Origin of the sequence: Collinsella sp. AM09-41 (assembly GCF_003473245.1) — a bacterium.
Classification (GTDB): domain Bacteria; phylum Actinomycetota; class Coriobacteriia; order Coriobacteriales; family Coriobacteriaceae; genus Collinsella.
The window spans coordinates 239,001-254,272 of the sequence record NZ_QRMJ01000002.1 but is presented as its reverse complement, the minus strand read 5'-3'; the positions used below and the strand labels follow the sequence as shown (position 1 = coordinate 254,272).

13 protein-coding genes and 5 tRNA genes are annotated in these 15,272 nt (G+C 59.4%); 17 read left to right on the top strand and 1 reads right to left on the bottom strand.

Annotation, left to right across the window (positions count from 1 at the left end; all coding sequences use genetic code 11):
* Positions 1-65: 65 nt before the first annotated feature.
* From DW112_RS04130 to proC, 11 genes are all read left to right on the top strand, one after another.
* Positions 66-350, top strand: a complete 285-nt coding sequence (locus DW112_RS04130) for a ribbon-helix-helix domain-containing protein (RefSeq protein ID WP_117563700.1) — start codon at positions 66-68, stop codon at positions 348-350.
* A 123-nt stretch (positions 351-473) separates the two neighbouring features.
* Positions 474-546, top strand: a tRNA-Phe gene (locus DW112_RS04125).
* Positions 547-1,029: 483 nt separating this feature from the next.
* A complete protein-coding gene (locus tag DW112_RS04120) occupies positions 1,030-2,091 on the top strand; it encodes a glycoside hydrolase family 5 protein (protein WP_055309641.1) in 1,062 nt (353 codons plus the stop codon).
* A 6-nt stretch (positions 2,092-2,097) separates the two neighbouring features.
* Positions 2,098-2,976 carry a 16S rRNA (cytidine(1402)-2'-O)-methyltransferase gene (rsmI, locus tag DW112_RS04115; RefSeq protein WP_117583812.1) on the top strand — a complete coding sequence of 293 codons (879 nt, stop codon included), beginning with the start codon at positions 2,098-2,100 and terminating at the stop codon, positions 2,974-2,976.
* A gap of 69 nt (positions 2,977-3,045) precedes the next feature.
* Positions 3,046-4,647: a methionine--tRNA ligase gene (metG, locus tag DW112_RS04110; RefSeq protein WP_117583811.1), complete on the top strand. Its 1,602-nt coding sequence runs from the start codon at positions 3,046-3,048 to the stop codon at positions 4,645-4,647.
* 107 nt (positions 4,648-4,754) lie between these two features.
* Complete coding sequence (gene rsmA, locus DW112_RS04105; RefSeq protein WP_118328389.1) at positions 4,755-5,615, top strand: 16S rRNA (adenine(1518)-N(6)/adenine(1519)-N(6))-dimethyltransferase RsmA; 861 nt, start codon at positions 4,755-4,757, stop codon at positions 5,613-5,615.
* Positions 5,608-6,522 (top strand): TatD family hydrolase, encoded by a 915-nt coding sequence (locus tag DW112_RS04100; protein WP_369834927.1) that lies wholly within the window; start codon positions 5,608-5,610, stop codon positions 6,520-6,522. Before rsmA ends, DW112_RS04100 begins: the two co-directional genes overlap by 8 nt.
* A gap of 43 nt (positions 6,523-6,565) precedes the next feature.
* A tRNA-Leu gene (locus tag DW112_RS04095) sits at positions 6,566-6,652 on the top strand.
* Between the two features lie 288 nt (positions 6,653-6,940).
* Complete coding sequence (locus DW112_RS04090; RefSeq protein WP_117757556.1) at positions 6,941-7,879, top strand: SPFH domain-containing protein; 939 nt, start codon at positions 6,941-6,943, stop codon at positions 7,877-7,879.
* 6 nt (positions 7,880-7,885) lie between these two features.
* Positions 7,886-8,356 (top strand): 23S rRNA (pseudouridine(1915)-N(3))-methyltransferase RlmH, encoded by a 471-nt coding sequence (rlmH, locus tag DW112_RS04085; RefSeq protein ID WP_035136824.1) that lies wholly within the window; start codon positions 7,886-7,888, stop codon positions 8,354-8,356.
* 74 nt (positions 8,357-8,430) lie between these two features.
* Positions 8,431-9,201: a pyrroline-5-carboxylate reductase gene (gene proC, locus DW112_RS04080; protein WP_117655499.1), complete on the top strand. Its 771-nt coding sequence runs from the start codon at positions 8,431-8,433 to the stop codon at positions 9,199-9,201.
* A 157-nt stretch (positions 9,202-9,358) separates the two neighbouring features.
* Here proC and DW112_RS09995 read toward each other — a convergent pair whose 3' ends face one another.
* Complete coding sequence (locus DW112_RS09995) at positions 9,359-9,532, bottom strand: DUF6724 family protein (protein WP_168170424.1); 174 nt, start codon at positions 9,530-9,532, stop codon at positions 9,359-9,361.
* A gap of 111 nt (positions 9,533-9,643) precedes the next feature.
* Here DW112_RS09995 and serS point away from each other — a divergent pair, with 111 nt between their 5' ends.
* From serS to DW112_RS04050, 6 genes are all read left to right on the top strand, one after another.
* A complete protein-coding gene (gene serS / locus DW112_RS04075; protein ID WP_118328387.1) occupies positions 9,644-10,927 on the top strand; it encodes a serine--tRNA ligase in 1,284 nt (427 codons plus the stop codon).
* A gap of 173 nt (positions 10,928-11,100) precedes the next feature.
* Entirely contained in the window at positions 11,101-11,478 is a 378-nt protein-coding gene (locus DW112_RS04070; protein ID WP_118328386.1) for a hypothetical protein, read from the top strand.
* A gap of 74 nt (positions 11,479-11,552) precedes the next feature.
* Positions 11,553-11,629: transfer RNA gene (locus DW112_RS04065), tRNA-Arg, on the top strand.
* A 352-nt stretch (positions 11,630-11,981) separates the two neighbouring features.
* Positions 11,982-12,058, top strand: a tRNA-Arg gene (locus DW112_RS04060).
* 268 nt (positions 12,059-12,326) lie between these two features.
* Positions 12,327-12,403 (top strand) — tRNA-Arg (locus DW112_RS04055).
* A 630-nt stretch (positions 12,404-13,033) separates the two neighbouring features.
* On the top strand, positions 13,034-15,220 hold the full coding sequence (locus DW112_RS04050; RefSeq protein ID WP_118328385.1) for a lipopolysaccharide assembly protein LapB: 2,187 nt from the start codon (positions 13,034-13,036) through the stop codon (positions 15,218-15,220).
* Positions 15,221-15,272 lie beyond the last annotated feature (52 nt).

Sequence of the window (15,272 nt, the reverse complement as noted above, 5' to 3'; positions counted from 1 at the left end):
CTTTCGTCATACGAAATTGGGTAAGTTTGGCAGGAGATTGAACAGGCTCGGCAAAGGGGTCGATGATGGGCAAGACGTATACGGCCGCTAATGGTCAGGTTGTAACGGATGAAATGATTGACGCGTGGTGTGAGTCGTACGAGCGCGGAGAGTTTCCGGATGGCGAACACACCGTTGGTGGGATCGTGCTTGGACGGCCCCCGCTCTCAGGTGAGGGGACGGCAACGCTGTCGGTCAAGATTCCTCTGGGAATGAAGGAGGCCATTCGTCGACGGGCGGCTGCCGAGGGGATGACGCCAAGTGAGTTTGCCCGTGCGGCTCTGAGCGAAAAACTTCTTGCTGCCGGCTGATGCCTCTGACGTGCCGATTTAAAGAACCGAGGCTGTGCTCAAAAACTTTTTTGAAATTCTCGGTTGACCGGAACGCGTCCTTGGTTATACTAATCAAGCCTTGAAACAAGGCACACCTCAAATGGCTGGGTAGCTCAGTTGGTAGAGCAGAGGACTGAAAATCCTCGTGTCAGGGGTTCGATTCCCTTCCCCGCCACCTTGAATTGACTAGGACCTCTGCAAAGGGGTCCTTTTCTTTTATGTAGCCCTCGCACGGAATCGAACCCCGTGAGGGCGCGGAGCTGAGTAAACGCGTAAGCGTTTGCCAGCGCAGCTCGCAAGGCGCGTAAGCGCCGCAGCGGTCCGTCCGCGCAGCGCGCGGACGCGATTCCCTTCCCCGCCACCTTGAATTGACTAGGACCTCTGCAAAGGGGTCCTTTTCTTTTATGTAGGGTTCTGCGGAAACTGCGTCCCAGAATAAGGGCTCAGAACGGGACACACTTTCCGGTGCCTGCCTCCGGCGCGCGTACACACCTCGTCGCACCATTCCGAGTCCGTCTGCTCCCAGACATTCCTCCCACTTTCGCGTCACTTTGCAGACCGTTCGGTCGCCTGTCCGCACACGCGGGTATACTCAAAACGATACTTATCCTACGCAATACGATGCGGGTTCGACCTGCATGATCCGAAGGGGGCAGTGATGGAGAGGATACTCGGCGTTAATCTCTCTGGCTGGTTTATTCCCGAGCCTTGGGTGACCCCGTCGCTGTACGCGGCGACCGGTGCATCCAACGCGGCTGAGCTACAGGAGGCCATGGGTACCGCCGCCTATAACGAGCGCATGCGCCGCCATTACGAGACGTTTGTGAGCGAGGACGATTTTCGCCGCATGGCGCAGATCGGTCTCAATGCCGTGCGTCTGCCGGTGCCCTGGTATGCCTTTGGCTCACAGGAGTCCGATGCCTCCTACATATCGGTTGTCGATTACATCGACCGCGCAATTGAGTGGGCTGCCAAGTACGACATCCGCGTGCTGCTCGATCTGGCAACCGTGCCCGGTGGCCAGGGCGATTCCAACGATTCGCCCACCACGCCGGAGGCTGTTGCCGAGTGGCATTCGTCCACCAACGGCCGTCATGTCGCACTCGACGTGCTCGAGCGCTTGGCCGATCGCTATGGCGAGGCCGAGAGCCTGCTGGGCATTGAGCTGCTGGACACGCCGCAGATGAGCGTTCGCAAGAGCCTCTTCACCATGACGGATGGCATTCCTGCTCACTACCTGCGCAATTTCTATCGCGATGCCTACGAGCTCGTCCGTTCGTATATGCCCGAGGATAAGATCGTCGTCTTCTCGTCGTCGGGGCATCCCAGCGAGTGGAAGCATTTTATGCGCGGCGCCAAGTACAAGAACGTCTACATGGACCTTCACCTGTACCATTACCGCGACGAGTATGCGCTCGACATCACGAGCCCTCGCGGGCTGACGACGGCGATTTCGCGTAACAAGCGCGAGCTTAAAGAAGCGATTTCGACTGGGTTCCCCGTGCTGGTGGGCGAATGGTCGGGCGCGGCGATCTTTGCCAACTCGTCGGTTACGCCCGAGGGCCGCAATGCCTACGAGCGCGTGTTTATCGCCAACCAGCTGGCTTCGTTTGCGCCGGCTGCCGGTTGGTTCTTCCAAACGTGGAAGACCGAGAAGCGCATTGCAGCATGGGACGCCCGCGCGGCGCTCGGTACGCTCGAGCGCGGCATGATTGAATAGGTTGATATGACGCAAAACAGCGCCCATACGGGCAAACTCTATGTGGTCGGCACGCCCATCGGCAACCTGGGCGACCTGTCCCCGCGCGTTGGTGAGGCCTTTGCCGCTGCTGATGCCATCTGCTGCGAAGACACGCGTGTGACGTCAAAGCTACTGATGCACCTGGGCATTTCCAAGCCGCTTGTCCGTTGCGACGAGAATGTGATCGCCAGCCGCGCCGCCGGCCTGGTCGACCGTCTGCTGGCGGGGGAGACCCTCGCTTTTGCCTCGGACGCCGGCATGCCGAGTGTGTCCGATCCCGGCCAGGCGCTGGTCGAGGCGGCGCGTGAGGCCGATGTGCCCGTCGAAGTTATTCCCGGGCCCTCTGCTTGCGTCACGGCGCTTGTTTCGTCCGGCATTCCCTGCGAGCATTTTTTCTTCGAGGGCTTTTTGGGCCGAAAGCACGGCGACCGTGTGCGCCGTTTGCAGCGCCTTGCCGTGGTGCCCGGCGCACTCATCTTCTACGAGTCTCCACATCGCATCGTGGCGACGCTCGAGGCCGTGGCGGAGGTCTTTCCCCAGCGTGAGGTTGCCGTCTGCCGCGAACTCACCAAGCTGCACGAGGAGGTCTTGCGCGGGCCCGCTGACCAGCTTGCCGAGGAGCTGCGTGCTCGCGGCGAGGTAAAGGGCGAGATTGCGCTGGTCATCGCGCCACCGAGCGAGGATGAGGAGGCCGGTATCGTGCCGGTCGGCGCCACGGCAGCGGATCCCGACGAGGCCCTGCGCGAGGATATCCGCGCCGCGCTCGAGGAGGGGGAGCCCGCGTCTGCGGTGGCCAAGCGCCTGTCTCAGAAGTATTCGCGCCGCAAGCGCGATGTCTATGCCATGGTGCTCGATATGCAATAGATGGAGGATATCCAGCCCTTGCGCTAGAATCATCCTCTGTATGCAACGTTTTTCTGGAGGACAAACCCCATGGATCAAAGCAAGCCTTCGTTCTTTATCACGACGCCCATCTACTACGTCAACGCCGATCCGCACCTGGGCACGGCTTATTCCACCATCATCGCCGACGTTCAGGCTCGCTATCGCCGTTCCGCCGGCTATAACGTCAAGTTCCTGACCGGCATGGACGAGCACGGCGAGAAGGTCGCCGAGGCCGCAGCCAAGCATGGCATGACGCCGCAGGAGTGGACCGATAGCCAGGCCCCGCACTTCAAGGAGCTTTGGAGCAAGCTCGAGATTTCCAACGACGACTTCATCCGCACCACCGAGCCGCGCCAGCATCATGCCGTGCAGTACCTGTGGGAGCGCATGAAGGAGTCCGGTTACCTGTATAAGGGCAGCTACGACGGTTGGTATTGCGTGCCTGACGAGACCTACTTCACTGATACGCAGGTCCAGAAGGGCGACGAGGAGTACGGCAGCGTCGGCCAGCATCTATGCCCCGACTGCCACCGTCCGCTTGAGCGCGTCCAGGAGGAGTCCTACTTCTTTAAGCTTTCCGCCTTCCAGGACAAGCTTCTCAAGCTCTATGACGAGCACCCCGACTTTGTCGAGCCTGCGTTCCGCATGAACGAGGTTCGCAGCTTTGTCGAGGGCGGCCTCAACGACCTTTCCGTGAGTCGCACGAGCTTTGACTGGGGCATCCAGGTTCCGTTTGACGAGGGCCATGTGACCTATGTATGGTTTGACGCGCTGCTCAACTATATGACGGCCGTCGGCTACGGTGTCGACACCGACGAGGCGCGTGCCGAGCTGGCCTATCGCTGGCCCGCGCAGTTCCACATCGTGGGTAAGGACATCATCCGCTTCCACTGCGTCATTTGGCCCGCCATGCTCATGGCCATCGGCGAGGCCCTGCCCGAGCACGTCTTTGCCCACGGCTTCCTGACCGTGCGCAATGCCGAGACCGGCAAGGCCGAGAAGATGTCCAAGAGCCGCGGTAACGCCATCGCTCCGCAGGACGTTATCGACATGCTGGGCGTCGAGGGCTATCGCTACTACTTTATGACCGACGTCGTTCCCGGTACCGACGGCGCTATCAGCTTCGATCGCATGGAGCAGGTCTACAACGCCGACCTGGCCAACAGCTGGGGCAACCTTATCTCGCGTTCGCTCAACATGAGCGGCAAGTACTTTGACGGTTGCGCGCCCGCCAAGCCCGCATCGTTCGATGCGTTCGACAACCCGCTGGCAAAGATCGCCGATGGCCTGGTCGACCGCTACATGGCCAAGATGGACGTGCTCGATTACGGCGGAGCCAAGGACGAGGTTATGGAGCTCATCCACGCCGCCAACCACTACATCGAGGACTCCGAGCCTTGGGCGCTTGCCAAGGATGAGGCTAAGGCTGACGAGCTGGCATTTGTGATCTACAACCTGCTCGAGGCCATCCGCATTGCCGCTCACCTGCTGATGCCGCTCATGCCTCAGACCTCTGCCGAAGCCCTGCGCCGCCTGTCCTGCGAGGACGAGGCCGCGAGCGACGACCTCAAGGGCATTTGCGCTTGGGGCCTGCTTGCCGGTGGTCAGCCCGTCGAGAAGGGTGAGCCGCTGTTCCCGCGTCTGGGCTAAGACGCCGCGCGCCATATCGGCAATTTGCTGTTTAGATGTAAGGGCATGGCCGCAACGGTCCATGCCCTTTTGTTTCAAGACGCCGCCATCATGCTAAGGAGGCAACTATGACAACTTCGCCTTTGGCAAACCCCACGGCAACAAGGGAGCTGCTGGAGGAGTTTGGCCTTGCGACCAAGCATCGCCTGGGCCAGAACTTCCTGATCGACAGCCATGTAATTGAGCGCATTTGCGAGCTTTCCGAGCTCACGGGCGATGAGCGCGTGCTCGAGGTTGGCCCGGGCGTTGGTACGCTCACGCTCGCGCTGCTGCAGGAGGCGGCGTGCGTCACGTCGATCGAGGCCGATCCCGAACTCGAACCGGTGCTCGATGCCCATGCCGCCGACTATGCCAACTTCCGCTTTATCATGGGCGACGCGCTCAAGGTGACGACGGGGCAGATTGAGCAGGCTGCAGGCGGTGAGCCGACGGTATTTGTCGCGAACCTGCCCTATAACGTGGCGGCGACGATCATCCTGCAGTTCTTCCAGACGATGCCCGCGCTCAAGCGTGCCGTGGTCATGGTTCAAAAGGAGGTTGCCGATCGCATTGCCGCGGTGCCGGGTAACAAGACCTATGGCGGCTACACGGCAAAGCTCGGCCTGTATGCGCAGGTTACGGGTCGCTTTGAGGTGCCGCCACGTTGCTTTATGCCGGCACCGCACGTGGACTCGGCCGTCGTGCGTATCGACCGTGTTGACGGCGTGGCGCCCGAAGGACTCGATCGCGAGTTTGTGGCCCGCGTGATTGATGCTGCATTTGCTCAGCGCCGCAAGACCATCCGCAATTCCATGAGCGCCAACGGCTTTGCCAAGGACGTGCTCGACGCCGCCTTTGAGGCTTGCGGTATCGCACCCACCTCGCGCGCAGAAACGCTTGATGTTGCCGACTTTATCCGCCTGGCTCAGGAGCTCATCCATGATGCCTAATGCCGAACGCGTGACGTTTACCAAGAAAAAGAAGACGGTTGCTTGTCCTGTGCCCTTGGCACCGCTTGCTGACACGCATGCGCATCTGCTTTCGTTTTGGGGGAAAGAAGTGCCCGAGACGCTCGTGCGCGCCAAAGCCGCGGGCGTCGACCTGTTGGTGACGATGCTCGACCCCATCGCCGACAAGCGCAGCGTGACGGACTATAGCGACTGGCTCGTGCGCGAAATTCTGCCGATGCGGGATATTCCGCAGATCAAGTATCTCGCTGGCGTTCACCCCTATGGCGCGCCGGATTATACCGATGACATTCACGCGCAGGTTGTTGCTGCGCTCGATGACCCTTTGTGCGCCGGTATCGGCGAGATCGGTCTGGACTACCACATGGATTACGACGACGACATCGCGCCGGCGCCCCACAGTGTGCAGATTGATTGCATGGCGCGTCAGCTCGAAGTTGCCGTGCGCCGCAATGTGCCGGTGGAGCTGCACCTGCGGCACGAGGACTCGGATGGGGAGCGCACCTCGCATATGGATGCGTACAACGTGCTGCGCGAGGTGGGTGTGCCTCAGGCCGGTTGCGTGCTGCACTGCTTTGGCGAGGACCGCGCCACGATGGAGCGCTTTGTGGAGCTGGGCTGCTATATCGCCTATGGTGGTGCGGCCACCTTTAAGCGCAACGACGACGTGCGCGAGGCATTTGCGGCGACCCCGCTCGACCGCATTTTGTTCGAGACGGATTGCCCGTATATGGCGCCGGAGCCCATTCGCGGTCTTGAATGCGAGCCAGCAATGATCTCCATTACGGCAAACGCGCTGGTTAACGACCGTGTCGATCGCACTGGTGAGGACGCCGAAACAATCGCGCATGCCGCTTGGGAAAATGCCTGCAAACTTTTTCAAAAATAGTTCTTGCGTTCGCGGTGGAGCTCCGTTATTCTAATTCCTGCACGCGGGCGTGGCGGAATTGGCAGACGCGTACGGTTCAGGTCCGTATGGGGGCAACCCCATGAAGGTTCAAGTCCTTTCGCCCGCACCATTGATTGAAAGAGCTCCCAGCAATGGGAGCTTTTTTGTTATGGGCCCATCGCAGGGACTTGAACCTGTGAAGGAGCGAGCGTTAAGAAAACGCGGAGCGTTTTTAGCGAGCTGGCGAGTCCGCCGGCAGGCGGGCGAAGCCGGTGCGGATCCGCGAAGCGGATACGCGGACGTCCTTTCGCCCGCACCATGGATTGAAAGAGCTCCCAGCAATGGGAGCTTTTTTGTTATGCACGATCTCCTTGGACGGGTATCCTAATGCCAACGTGTGCCTATCAGAGGAGAGACCATGCTGTTTTCCGGTATCATCGCCGCCCTTACCAGCCTTTTGATTCCCATCATCATCCTGTTGTTGCTGCTCCCCAACGCCTGCTACGTCGTTGAGCAGCAGCACGCTGTGATCATCGAGCGCTTGGGTAAGTTCAATCGTATCGTCAACGCGGGCTTCCACGTGAAGGTGCCCGTGATTGACCGCAAGGCCGCCACGGTGAGTCTGCGCACCATGAAAAATGGTTTTGGCATCGACGTTAAGACCCAGGACAACGTGACCATTGGCCTTGAGGTCTCCGCTCAGTACCACGTGAGCTATGACATGGGCGCCGGCCCGGCAGATTCGGGCATCTACAAGAGCTACTATATGCTGCAGGAGCCCGTCGACCAGATGCGCGACTTCATCACCGACGCCCTGCGCTCTTCGATTCCTGTCTACACACTCGATGAGGTCTTTGCCAAGAAGGATGACATCGCCAAGGATGTCAACGCTACCGTTTCCGAGCAGATGGCCGCCTACGGCTTCACCCTCGTGTCGACGCTCATCACCAAAATCGCACTGCCGACCGAGGTTGAGAACTCCATGAACGACATCAACGCCGCCCAGCGCAAGCGCGCTGCGGCACAGGAGCTCGCCGAGGCAGACCGCATCAAGCGCGTCACCGAGGCGACCGCCGAGGCTGAGGCGATGGAAAAGGCAGGCGAAGGCATCGCCAACCAGCGCAAAGCTATCGCGTTGGGCATCAAGGATTCGCTCGAGATTATCCAGGAGACAGGCGTTGGCAACGATGAGGCCAACCAGCTGTTCATGTTTACGCAGTGGACCGAGATGATGACGGAGTTCGCACGTACGGGCAAAAACTCGACGGTCGTGTTGCCGAGCGACTTCTCGCAGTCGGCCTCTATGTTCGAGCAGATGCTGGCTGCCGGCAAAGTTCAAAACGATTCGAAGGAGTAGGCGCGCGTGAAATACACCGTCGTTTGTGTTGGTAAGCTCAAGGAGCGCTTTTGGAAGGACGCGTGCGCTGAGTACACCAAGCGTCTGGGTGCCTATGCCAAGGTGGATATCCGCGAGGTGGCCGATATCGACCCGGCTAAGGCGGGCGGTGTGGATGCTGCGCGTGACAAGGAGGGGGCGGCGATTCTTGCTGCCTTGCCGTCTCGAGCGCATGTGATCTTGCTGGCCATTGAGGGCAAGGAGCGTTCGAGTGAGGAGCTCTCGGCGAGGCTCGACGATCTTATGCTGCGAGGTAGCAGCGACATTGCCTTTGTAATCGGCGGTTCGGACGGCGTGAGTGATGAGGTGCGCGCCCGCGCCGACGAGATGCTCAGCTTTGGGCGCATTACCTTGCCGCACAACCTGGCGCGCGTGGTGCTGCTGGAGCAGATCTACCGCGCCTGCAAGATTAGCCGTGGCGAGCCGTATCACAAGTAGGTCGGCAATACGAAACAATAGCGTGGGACAATGACTTTCGTTTTTGAGGAACGCATCTGAGAGGACTGTGTGATATGAAGATCGGATTTGTCGGTTTTGGCAATATGGCGAGTGCTATGGCCGATGGCTGGATTGCCGCCGGCGTGGCCGCGGGCGACATGTGCGCCTGCGCAGGCCGCTACGATGCTTTGGTCGAGCGTTGCGAGGTGCGCGGCATGGTCGCCTGCCACGATGCCGCCGAGGTTGTCGCCGCATCCGATATCGTGGTCGCTGCGGTCAAACCGTACATGATCGAGAAGGTATTCGCCCCGCTCAAGGATGCTCTTGCCAAAAAGGTCGTTCTGTCGGTTGCCTGGACCTGGGACAGTGCCAAGTGGGAGCAGGTCCTGCCGGGCGTCGCGCATATCTCGACGGTGCCCAACACGCCGGTTTCGGTGGGCGAGGGCGTCATCGCCTGCGAGAAGGCTTCGACGCTTAACGACGAGCAGCGTGCTGTGGTGCTCGACCTGCTCGGTAAGCTTGGCGCTGTCGTCGAGCTCGACACAAGCCTGCTGTTTGTGGGCGGCACGGTGGGTGGTTGCGCTCCGGCGTTTGTCGCCATGGCAATCGAGGCCCTGGGCGATGCGGCGGTCAAGCACGGTATCCCGCGTGCGGATGCTTATCGCATTGTGAGCCAGATGGTGCTGGGTACGGCAAAGCTGCAGCTTGCAACTGGCCAGCATCCTGCGGCGATGAAGGATGCCGTATGCTCGCCCGGCGGTGCCACCATCAAGGGCGTCGTTGCACTCGAGGACGCCGGCATGCGCAGCGCCCTGGTCAAGGCAATCGACGCAACCCTCCAGTAAAACCGACCAAAAAAGGGACAGTTTATTTTGGCAGGTTTTTCCTGCGGTTTTGTCCTTTTAGCGAAAAGTGCCCCGCAACTGGCTCAATTCCAGTTGCGGGGCACTTGCGTTTGCCCAGATAAAACCGACCAAAATAAACCTGTCCCTTTTTGGCAGGTTAGTCCCAGAAGCTGTCTTCTTCGTCCTCGGACTTGGGGCCGCGGTCGACATACATCTTATGGGTGCGCTTCTCCATTACAAAGGCAATAATCGCAAACAGCAGGATGCCGCCGGCGAAAAGGATGGCAAAACCGGTGCGGGTGCCAAACAAAAAGGAAAAAACTGCGTCCATTGGGTGCCTTCTTGCGTAGTTGAGTTGGGTCGTAAACGCTCATAAGTATATACTTGCCCATACATGTACAAGGTTGCAACCTAAATGGAATGTATATCGCCGGAGGATCTAATGCTTGATATCAAGTTTGTTCGCGAGAACCCCGATGCCATCGATGTCGCCATGGCTAACCGCCAGACGTCTTGGGATCGCGAGAAGTTCTTTGAGCTCGACGACGAGCGTCGTGCCGTCATCACCGAGGTTGAGGAACTTCAAGCCACGCGCAATGCCGAGTCCAAGAAGATCGGCGCCCTGATGAAGGAGGGCAAGAAGGACGAGGCCGAGGCCGCCAAGGAGGCCGTGCGCGCCGTCAACGAGAAGATTGACGGTCTGGCCGAGCGCCGCACCGCCCTCGAGCAGGAGCAGTACGACTTCATGGCTCACCTGCCCAACATTCCCTGCGGGGCCACGCCGTACGGCAAGGACGAGGACGAGAACATCGAGCGCCGTCGTTGGGGCACCCCGCGCGAGTTCGACTTCGACTTTAAGCCGCACTGGGATCTGGGCACCGACCTCGACATCCTTGACTTCGAGCGCGGCAACAAGCTCTCCGGCAGCCGCTTCACCGTTCTCGGTGGCGCTGGCGCCCGCCTGGAGCGTGCCCTCATTAACTTCTTCCTGGACACGCATACCAGCCGCGGCTTTAAGGAGTGGTGGCCGCCCATCGTCGTCAAGCGTCAGACCATGTTTGGCACGGGCCAGCTGCCCAAGTTCGAGGACGACGCCTATCACGTCTCGGGCGACAACTTCCTGATCCCCACCGCCGAGGTCGTGCTCACCAACCTGCACGCCGGCGAGGTCCTCGACGCCGACACCCTGCCGCGCCGCTATACCGCCTTCACCCCCTGCTTCCGCGAGGAGGCCGGCTCCGCTGGTCGCGACACCCGCGGCATCATTCGCCAACACGAGTTCGACAAGGTCGAGATGGTCAAGTTTGCCAAGCCGGAGGAGTCCGACGAGGAGCTCGAGAGCATGACCGCTGAGGCCGAGTACCTGCTGCAGCAGCTGGGCCTTCCGTATCGCGTGATTAGCCTGTGCACCGGTGACCTGGGCTTCTCTGCCCGTCAGACCTACGACGTCGAGGTTTGGCTGCCGAGCTACAACGCCTACAAGGAGATCAGCTCCTGCTCCAACTGCGGTGACTTCCAGGCTCGTCGTGCCAACATCAAGTATCGCGACCCCGAGAACTTCAAGGGCTCGCGCTACCTGCACACCCTCAACGGTTCCGGTCTGCCGGCTGGCCGCACCATGGCCGCCATCCTGGAGAACTACCAGAACGCCGACGGCACCATCACGATCCCCGAGGTTCTTCGTCCCTACATGGGCGGCCTCGAGAAGATCGAGCCGGTCGCGTAGGTTTGCTGCATAGGCGATTTGCAAGGGCGCTCCTTTCCGGGGCGCCTTTTTTGTGCGCAGGGCCTTACCATATCGTGCGGACAGCTCAATAGAAAACACACGAACAAATGTTCTGTATTCAGCCATCCACCTGCTATGCTTTTCTTAGATAGAAGCGAGAGGAAGGGGATGCGATGGAGCTGTTTGATGAGCGGGTAGTTTTGTTTGAGAGCGATGAAGACGGGGAGCGGCTGACGGTAACGTGTGAGCCATCGGGTATGGGCGGTTTGGTGGTGCGGCAGACGAGTGAAGGTCCGTTGACCCAATGGTGCTTTGAGGAGTCGCCGCATGTGGTCGAGACCTTTGTGACGCACGAGGGGCTTGTGGCGCTTGAGCAGTTCTATGGAGTTGGAACTTCTAACCAGGTCGCGCGCATGTTGAGCATCTCGTTTGCCGATTATGACTGTGCCCAGCGGGTGCGCTCGCTTTTGAGGGAGCTCGGTGCTGGGTTCGATGTGGTTGAAAAACCGATTGACCGCATGGGGGACGCTGGCGCATGCGGAGTTGCGTGAGGAACATATTTGCAAAAAAGTTTGAAATTGTGCTTGACTCCAACTAACTAAAGTGGTTTTATATGTATTGCACTGCGGCGTTACCTCAGCTGGATAGAGGGTCTGACTACGAATCAGAACGTCATAGGTTCGAATCCTATACGCCGCACCAATCGAACTTGAAGCCTCCGGCAACGGGGGCTTTTCTTTTACGCCGGCATCCCATGGATTCGAACCTCGGTCGAGGCGCGAGCGTGAAGCGGACGCAGAGCGTCCGTAGCGAGCGGGCGAGCGCGCCGGCAGGCGGGCGAAGCCGGCGCGGATCCGCGTAGCGGATGCGCGGAATCCTATACGCTGCACCAATCGAACTTGAAGCTCCGGCAACGGGGGCTTTTCTTTTATGGCCACGCCGCATGGATTCGAACCTCGGTCGAGGCATGAACAGCCTGACCACCTCATCGTAAAATTTTTTCAAATTGTCGCTTGACCCATCGGGGGCTCGCGTGCATAATAATCCGTGCGTTGCGGCGTTACCTCAGCTGGATAGAGGGTCTGACTACGAATCAGAACGTCATAGGTTCGAATCCTATACGCCGCACCAATTGATCTTAAAGCTCCCGGCAACGGGGGCTTTTCTTATATGGGAGCATTGCGGAGATTCGAACCTCGGTCGAAGCCGGAGCGGATGCGCGGAATCCTATACGTCGCATCAATAGACTTTAAAGCTCCCAACAACGACTGCTCTTTTATATCGCGGTGCGTTGAAGATCGCGCCAAGTGCTCCAAATGAGTAAAAATCAAATTCAATAACTTTTTTTGAAAAAACGCTTGACCAATATTCAGTCCATGTGCATAATAATCAACAAGTCGCGGCGTTACCTCAGCTGGATAGAGGGTCTGACTACGAATCAGAACGTCATAGGTTCGAATCCTATACGCCGCACCATTTGAGATTAAAGCTCCCGGCAACGGGGGCTTTTCTTTTACGTAAACACCGCATTGATTCGAACCTCGGTCGAGGCGCGGGCGTAAAGAAAACGCGGAGCGTTTTTAGCCCGCGGGCGAGCACGCCGGCAGGCGGGCGAAGCCGGTGCGGATCCGCGCAGCGGATGCGCGGAATCCTATACGCCGCACCATTTGAGATTGAAGCCTCGGGCAACGGGGGCTTTTCTTTTACGCCGGCATCCCATGGATTCGAACCTCGGTCGAGGCGCGAGCGTGAAGCGGACTATTTCTTATCGACTCGTGTAAGATTCCGAGTAGGTGTCGCGGCCCATCCGCGACCGCTCCTTCTCTCAACGACCGATCAGGGTGATATTTCGTGGCAGAGCGTCCGACATACAAGCTCAGGTTTCTCGACCCCAAAAAGCGGTTTCCATCGATGCCCGAGCAGCCCGCGGGGCGCTCGTACGGTGTTGTCTGGAAAGTTTTTGGCGAGGATCCTAAAGAATCCTGCTATGTCGTTGAATTCGTCGGCAAAAGCCACATATCGCTCTTGGGTTATGTAAGTGTGTCGGGCAAGGTCTATAAGGTTGACCGCCCTGTTCGGGAAGTGCCATTGCCCGAAGGTCCCGACATGGAGCTGTTCCTTCACGACTCCGATTCCAGTATTGGCGAGATTATGGTGAGGGAAGCCAACGGTGCAATGCGCGCGTGTGCGCAAACTGCTGGCTCTCCCAAAGGCCCCATGCGCGAGCAGTCCGACCACGAGACATGGAATTCGACCCGCGCCCTTCCTTACGGCGAGTTCATGGCCTCGATGTTCTTGCGCTACGTGATATTCGCCAGCTCCGAAAGCGCTATTGCGAACACGGCGGGCGTCGACGGTCTCGATGCAGACATGCAAAACGTTGTCGACAAGATCAAGCTCGTAAAGTTGCCCGAGCCGGTCGAGGTGTTTTTGGGCTTTGACACGGCGCCGCTCCCCGATGCTATCGAGACGCTGCTTTACCGTGTTGACCATGCCGAGAATCCGAGCGGTATCGAGCGTTATGCCGCCGCCCTTATGAGCGAGGTCGACTTGCCCCGCCTGCGCACCATTACCGCCAAGTCCGAAATGAGCCTAGCGCGCATCGACCGGTCAAAGCTGTTCTATCTCAATTTTGATCGTAGCCTGCTGGACCAGGACGAGATTGACATGCTGCTTGCCATCGAGTGCCGTCTCAACCGCCTCTCCGGCATCCTTGAGCGCATCGGGGCCGGATTGGTCCCCGCGGCATCCTCGCCGAGCCTTGAGGGCTGCGCGCTCTTTGACGCGTGGCATATCGCCAAGACGACCAACGATGTTCCCCGACTGCTCGATACGGCCTCGAGCGACAACCCGTGGGGCAAACCGGGAACGGTGGCTTGCCAGCCGGGCGGTGAGTGGGACGTGCGCACCCGCTTCGCGCGTATGGTCGAGGCGCTCAACGTGGTCACACGGCTCGACTATACCTATCGGGCAAACGTTGCCGAGGGGATTATGCTCGTTCGGTTTGGGCACTCTGTCGTGGATGCCATGCCGCAACGTGAATACGACGCCCAGGATGATGTCTGGCGCGAGTTGGACGAGAACGCGCGTGCGATTTGGGCTGCGGAGCACGACGCGCGTGTGGCGCTTACGCTTGCGGCGGCGTGCTTTGCCGCAGGTGCCTGCATTGCGCGCTGCTATGTTCAGATTGTGGCTCCCGACGGCGAGCAGGGCGAGCGCGTTATCGCAACATATTCCTTTGGGCGTGCGGCCTATCTGGCCAATTGCGTGCCTGTCGCCAAGGATCTTGAGAGCATGGATATGGACGATATGCCGTGCAAACGCATGCTTGAGGCATATGAGTCGGACGCGCCGGATGCGATTGAGCCTGCGGAGGTTCACGCTCGCCCGCGTGACGACCACCGTTCGCTGCCGCCGGCGTTGCGCGACCTGCTGCTTGCCGATACGGCTGACGAGCTGGAGGTCATGGAAGAGGACGACGACCCATACGTGGCCCGTGTTGTTGAATTGCGCGAGCAGGCAAAAGTCGACCGTACAGGTGCTTTTGAAGGCTTTTCCCGTCTTGTTGAGGAGTTGGAGGCTAAGTGCGCCGTCGCCGAGCTTTTGGCGACAGGTCCGGTTCAAACGCAGTTTTGCGATAACCAGCTGGTGCGCATGGTGCTACCGGTGTTGGAAGAAGACCGCTCTGTGCGAATCCTTCGTGCGCCCGATGCGCTGTACTTTGCCCAGCACGAGATCTGCAGCTTTTACGCCGAGCAAGAGGACTTTGAACGAGCACTGCCCGAGGTGCGCCATCTTTACGATCTGGCGCGCTCGTCCATGCAGTCGCACTTTGCGCTCATCAACGTGCTTGCGCGTCTGGAGCGCTTTGACGAGATTATCGAGGTGGCGCGCCACGGCCTACGTATTGCCAGCGATCGTTCTGCAATCGGCTACCTGTTCTATCGCTTGGCGTTTGCCTATTGGAATTGCGATCAGCTCGACCTGGCGCTGGCTTGTTACCGTCTGGTGCCGCGCGGCGAGGAGTCGGGCAGCAGCGCGCTGGAAGAAATGCAGGGCCTTATGAACGAGATGGGCGTCAGCGAGCCTCCGACGTTCGAGGAAGCGGTCGAGACCATCCACAAGGCTGGACTAGAGCTGCCGCCAGTGTCCGCCGTGACGAATCAGCTGGCAGATGCCGCTGTGCAACTGGTCGACAACGGTTTCTTTTTCCTGGCGCGCGGTTGTATCTTCCAAATGTGGCGCACCATGGGCAACGACGAGCTCGGCTCCCTCAACCGCTCGCTGGGGTAGGCGAAGCTTTCAAGAAGGAAAGGCTGCTAGGCAATTAGAAAATTTCCTCTTG